The organism is Arenimonas malthae CC-JY-1 (genome assembly GCF_000747075.1).
Taxonomy (GTDB): Bacteria; Pseudomonadota; Gammaproteobacteria; order Xanthomonadales; family Xanthomonadaceae; genus Arenimonas; species Arenimonas malthae.
Genome location: NZ_AVCH01000169.1, coordinates 1 through 4830 on the forward strand (window position 1 = coordinate 1; position 4830 = coordinate 4830).

Here is a 4830-nt window from a genome sequence, read left to right on the forward strand (position 1 = left end):
AACAGGCGCAGTCGGCGCTGCCCGGCGGCCGCATCGCCCGCGTCTCGCCGCTGGCGCCAGGCGCCACCGCGGTCGGCTTCCGCGGCCAGGCCGCCGGCGAATGGCATCCGGTGGGCCGCAGCGTGGTGGCCGTTTCGCGCGACGGCAGCGAAACCCTGCTGCGCTACGACGCCACCGCCGACCGCCCCGGCGCCCGCCTGTCCAACGCCATCTACCCGCTGCACGTCGCGGCCGTCGGTGGCCTGCCGATGAAGCTCGCCCAGGTCGTCACGGGCCTGCTGCCCGGTTTCCTGCTGGCCACCGGCTTCCTGTTCTGGTGCCGCCGCCGGGCCCGCCGCTGAGGCCGCGCCGGCCGCCGGCTACAATGGCGGCCATGTTCATCGGTCCCCATCGCATTGCCCCCCGCGTGGTGCTGGCCCCCATGGCCGGCGTCACCGACAAGCCGTTCCGCATGCTGTGCAAGCAGCTCGGCGCGGGCCTGTGCGTGTCGGAGATGACCACGTCGGACCCGCGCTTCTGGAACACCGCCAAGTCCGTGCACCGCATGGACCACGCCGGCGAACCCGACCCGATCAGCGTGCAGATCGCCGGCACCGTGCCCGGGGTGATGGCCGAGGCCGCGCGGCACAACGTCCAACACGGCGCCCAGCTGATCGACATCAACATGGGCTGCCCGGCCAAGAAGGTGTGCAACGCCTGGGCCGGGTCGGCGCTGATGCGCGACGAAGACCTGGTGGCGCGCATCCTGGCCGCGGTGGTGTCGGCGGTGGACGTGCCGGTGACGCTGAAGATCCGCACCGGCTGGGCCGCCGGCCAGAAGAACGCGCTGCGCATCGCCCGCATCGCCGAAGACAGCGGCATCGCCGCGCTGGCCATCCACGGCCGCACCCGCGACCAGCACTACACCGGCCTGGCCGAATACGACACCATCGCCGAAGTGAAGTCGGCGCTGCGCATCCCGGTGCTGGCCAATGGCGACATCGATTCGCCGGAGAAAGCCGCCTTCGTGCTGCGCCACACCGGCGCCGACGCGGTGATGATCGGCCGCGCCGCCCAGGGCCGCCCCTGGATCTTCCGCGAGGTGGCGCACTTCCTGGCCACCGGCGAACACCTGCCGCCGCCATCGCTGGCCGAGGTGCGCGACGTGCTGCTGGGCCACCTGGCGCACCTGCACGCCTTCTACGGCGAAGAATCGGGCGTGCGCATCGCCCGCAAGCACCTGGGCTGGTACGCGAAGGACCGGCCCGAGAACGCCGCCTTCCGCGCCGTGGTCAACCGCGCCGAAAGCGCCGAGGCGCAGCTGCGCCTGACCCGCGATTATTTCGACTCGCTGGTGGCCGGCGCCGCTTCGGACTTCGCCTCGGCGGCCTGAAGTTCGCCGGGCGGCTGCACCCAGATCCGGTCCCACATCTGCGCCAGCCGGCGCCGCGCCTGCCAGGGCCAGGCGGCCTGTTCCGGCCGCACTTCGCGCCAGCCGTCGCCCGCGCGCTCGGCCACGATGAAGCGGAAGCTGTAGTCGGGCTCGGCGCCCATGCGCAGGTCGGACAGCACGGCCTGGCCGTCGCGCTCCTCGGCCTTCATGAAGCCGTGGTTGAACCAAAGGAGTCGCCTTACGGCCGCAAAATCGGCGACACCCGCGAGTACCCGGGCGTCGGACGAATACTCGCGGAACACCATCGGCCCCGCGTCCGCCACCAGCGAGCGTTCACCCTCGAGGAAGCCGTCCGGCGTCATCACCACCACCCGCCACAGCAGCGTGTTGAACGGCATCGGCACCGAGAACCGCGGCGCGTCCTGCAGCCCGCGCGCGGCCAGCGCCTGGTCGGCCGTGCGCTCCACCATCGCCTTCGCCAGCAGCGACCAGCCGAGATACGCCGTGCTCAGCGCCAGCCCCAGCACCAGCGCGCGCTGCGCCGAAGCCTTCGACGGCCGAAGCAGCGCGAACAGGCAGGCCCCCAGCAGCGGCAGCGTGTACAGCGGATCAATGATGAACACGCTCGACCACATCGCCGGCGACGGCGGCAGCGGCCACCACAGCTGGGTGCCGTAGACGGTGAAGGCGTCGAGCAGCGGGTGCGTCACCAGCGCCAGCGTGATGGCCCAGTACCAGCGCCTCGGCGCCTCCGCCACGCGGCCGCCTTCGCGCCTGAACAGCCACCACAGCAGCGCCGCGAACGGCAGCAGCACCAGCAGCGAATGCGAGGGCCCCCGGTGCCAGGTCATGTTGGTGACCGGGTCGAGCCCCAGGAACCACATGGGCACCGAATCGAGGTCGGGCAGCGTGCCCAGCGCGGCGCCGGCGGCGAGCGCGGCGCGACGGTGGGCGGCGGGGGCGATGGCGGCCGCGACGGCGCCGCCCAGGACGATCTGGCTGAGGGAATCCATGCGGCGATGCTAACCGCCCGCGGGGTCGCCGCCACGTGAGGCGCAAGAATCGGATAGCGGCGCCCGCGGCCGGCGCGGACCATGGCGCCACCCCCACCGGAGAACCCCATGGACATCCGAATCCGCGGCCTCGACCCCGCCCCCTACCACGCCCTGTTCGAAGCCAGCCCCGACGAGCTGGCCGCGCGCCGCGCCGTCGTGCGCGTCGCCGACAAAATGCCGGGCTTCCCCTGCCGCGCCACGCTGGAAGACGCCGTTCCCGGCGAAACGGTGCTGCTGGTGAACCACACCCACCAGGACGCCGAGACGCCCTTCCATTCCGCCCACGCCGTGTACTTCCGCCTGGCCGCGCACGCGCCCTACGACGAAGTGAACCAGGTCCCGCCGGCGCTGGCCCGGCGCACGCTGTCGCTGCGCGCCTTCGACGCCGACGGCTGGCTGCTGGGCTTCCGGCTGGTGCCGGGCACGGAAATGCTGGACGCCGCGCGCGAGCTGCTGGCCGAACCGCGCGCCGCCTACCTGCACGCCCATTACGCAGGCGCCGGCTGCTACGCCGCCTGGGTCGGCCGCGCCGACGCCGCTCAGGCCGCCTGAGCCAGGCGCGGGGCCGCCGCCACCGGCGCGCGGCCCGGCAGGCGCGCCAGTTCGCCGCCGTCGTGGCGCAGCAGCACCAGGTCGCCGGCGGCGTCTTCGGCCAGGGCGCTCAGGCTTTCCACCCAGTCGCCGTCGTTGGCGTAGACCAGGCCGTCCACCTCGCGCAGCGCCGCGCGGTGGATGTGCCCGCAGACGATGCCGTCCAGCCCGCGCCGGCGCGCATCGCCCAGGCCGGCGTGCACGAAGCGTTCGATGTAGCGCTCGGCCGCGCCGCTCTGCGACTTCAGGAAATCCGCCAGCGACCAGTAGCGCAGGCCCAGCCGGCGCCGCGCCAGGTTGGTGAGCCGGTTGCCGGCCAGGATGCGGTCGTACAGCCAGTCGCCGAAACGCTCCTGGAAATTGCCGAAATGGGTGATGGCGTCGTAGTCGTCGCCGTGCGTCACCAGCAGGCGGCGGCCGTCGCGCAGCACGTGGATGGCGCGGCGGCGCACCTGCATGTTCGGCAGCACCAGCCCGCAGAAGCGGCGGATGGGGCGATCGTGGTTGCCCGGCACGTAGATCAGTTCGGTGCCGGCGCGCGCCAGCTCGTGCAGGCATTCCACCACCCGGTGCTGGTCGGCGCCCCAGGCGGCGCGGCGCTGGGCCAGCCACCACAGGTCGACGATGTCGCCCACCAGGTACAGGCGGCGCGCCTGCAGGCCGTCGAGGAAGGCGGCGAGTTCGGCGGCATGGCAGTTCTTCGAGCCCAGGTGCACGTCGGAAACGAACACCGCCCGGTGCCGCGCCACCGCCGCGGCGCTCACGCCGCCTCCGGCGCGGGCAGGCTGGGCTCGCCGCCGCCGAGGTAGCGCTGGCGCTTGCGTGGCTGGATGCGGGCCAGGTCGAGTTCGATCAGGCCGTCCACCGAATAATTGAAGTCCGGGTCCACGCCGAAGGCCAGGAAACGCGCGCCGCCCGGTTCGCACAGCTCGGTGTACTGCTTGTAGAGCGTGGGCACGCGGGTGCCCAGCGCGCCCAGGTTGGCCTTGAGCACGCGGAAGGCCTCGTCGGCGTCCAGTTCGCCGAAACACGGCGGCGCCGCCAGGAAGCGGAACGGACGGTTGGCCTCGGCGTCGCCACCGGCGCCGAAGTAGCGCGAGTAATACGCCACCAGCTGTTCGCGCGCCGCCACCGGCAGTTCGGCGCTGATCGACACCGGCCCGAACAGGTAGCGCACCTGCGGCTGCGTGCGCAGGTAGGCGCCGATGCCCAGCCACAGGTAGTCCAGGCTGCGGCTGCCCTGGTAGGCCGGCGCCACGAAGCTGCGGCCCAGCTCCATGCCCTGCACCAGCCGCGGCAGCAGGTGGCAGGGATAGGTGAACAGCGAGGCGGTGTAGAACCCCTCCAGCCCGCGCTCGGCGTAAACGCGCTCGCCGGGCGCCACGCGGTAGGCCCCGGCGATCTCCAGCGCCTCGCCGTCCCAGAGCACGATGTGGTCGTACCAGGTGTCGTAGGCGTCCAGGTCCAGGCGCTTGCCGGTGCCCTCGCCCACGGCGCGGAAGGTGATTTCGCGCAGGCGGCCGATTTCCCGCAGCAGCGGCGAATCGGCAGCCAGCGGGCCGGCGTGGATGCGCTTGCCGTCGGGCGTGCGGCCCAGCAGCGGCAAACGCGCCAGTTCGGCCACCAGCAGGCGGCGGTCCACCGCGTGCGCCACCGGCACCGGGCCGGCGGCGTGGGCCTCGCGGCGCGAGCCGATGGCCACCAGCGCCTGGCGCACCGAAGCCAGCGCCGATTCGCCGGCCTCGGCCGGGTCCAGCCGCAGCGGCTTGCCGATGCGCAGGCTGATGCGGCTGCCGCGGCGGGCGAACAGCT

The 4830-nt window shown here is 73.0% G+C and carries 6 protein-coding genes; 3 read left to right on the forward strand and 3 right to left on the reverse strand.

Going from position 1 to position 4830, the window contains the following annotated elements; genetic code table 11:
- Both N790_RS09680 and dusB read left to right on the forward strand, forming a co-directional pair.
- Positions 1–341 (forward strand): PepSY-associated TM helix domain-containing protein (locus N790_RS09680; protein WP_043803702.1); only part of this gene is annotated, 341 nt, incomplete at its 5' end.
- A gap of 32 nt (positions 342–373) precedes the next feature.
- The gene (gene dusB / locus N790_RS09685) at positions 374–1372 is read left to right on the forward strand and encodes a tRNA dihydrouridine synthase DusB (RefSeq protein WP_043803704.1); all 999 of its coding nucleotides are present in this window, start codon (positions 374–376) and stop codon (positions 1370–1372) included.
- Here the strand turns inward: dusB and N790_RS09690 are convergent.
- Positions 1318–2385 (reverse strand): metal-dependent hydrolase, encoded by a 1068-nt coding sequence (locus tag N790_RS09690; protein WP_043803705.1) that lies wholly within the window; start codon positions 2383–2385, stop codon positions 1318–1320. The two genes, dusB and N790_RS09690, sit on opposite strands and share 55 nt — an antisense overlap.
- 108 nt (positions 2386–2493) lie before the next feature.
- Between N790_RS09690 and N790_RS09695 the strand changes: the two genes are divergently transcribed.
- The gene (locus tag N790_RS09695) at positions 2494–2979 is read left to right on the forward strand and encodes a DUF1203 domain-containing protein (protein ID WP_043803707.1); all 486 of its coding nucleotides are present in this window, start codon (positions 2494–2496) and stop codon (positions 2977–2979) included.
- Here the strand turns inward: N790_RS09695 and N790_RS09700 are convergent.
- Positions 2967–3782, reverse strand: coding sequence for a UDP-2,3-diacylglucosamine diphosphatase (locus N790_RS09700; protein ID WP_043803709.1), 816 nt, complete (start codon positions 3780–3782; stop codon positions 2967–2969). The two genes, N790_RS09695 and N790_RS09700, sit on opposite strands and share 13 nt — an antisense overlap.
- On the reverse strand, positions 3779–4830 hold a 1052-nt coding region (locus N790_RS09705), incomplete at its 5' end, for a GNAT family N-acetyltransferase (protein WP_043803711.1). The genes N790_RS09700 and N790_RS09705, both read right to left, overlap by 4 nt.

Bases quoted from the DNA above. Each gene is read 5' to 3' on its own strand.
- dusB (WP_043803704.1), top strand. From the start codon at position 374: ATGTTCATCGGTCCCCATCGCATTGCCCCCCGCGTGGTGCTGGCCCCC.
- N790_RS09690 (WP_043803705.1), bottom strand. From the start codon at position 2,385: ATGGATTCCCTCAGCCAGATCGTCCTGGGCGGCGCCGTCGCGGCCGCC.
- N790_RS09695 (WP_043803707.1), top strand. From the start codon at position 2,494: ATGGACATCCGAATCCGCGGCCTCGACCCCGCCCCCTACCACGCCCTG.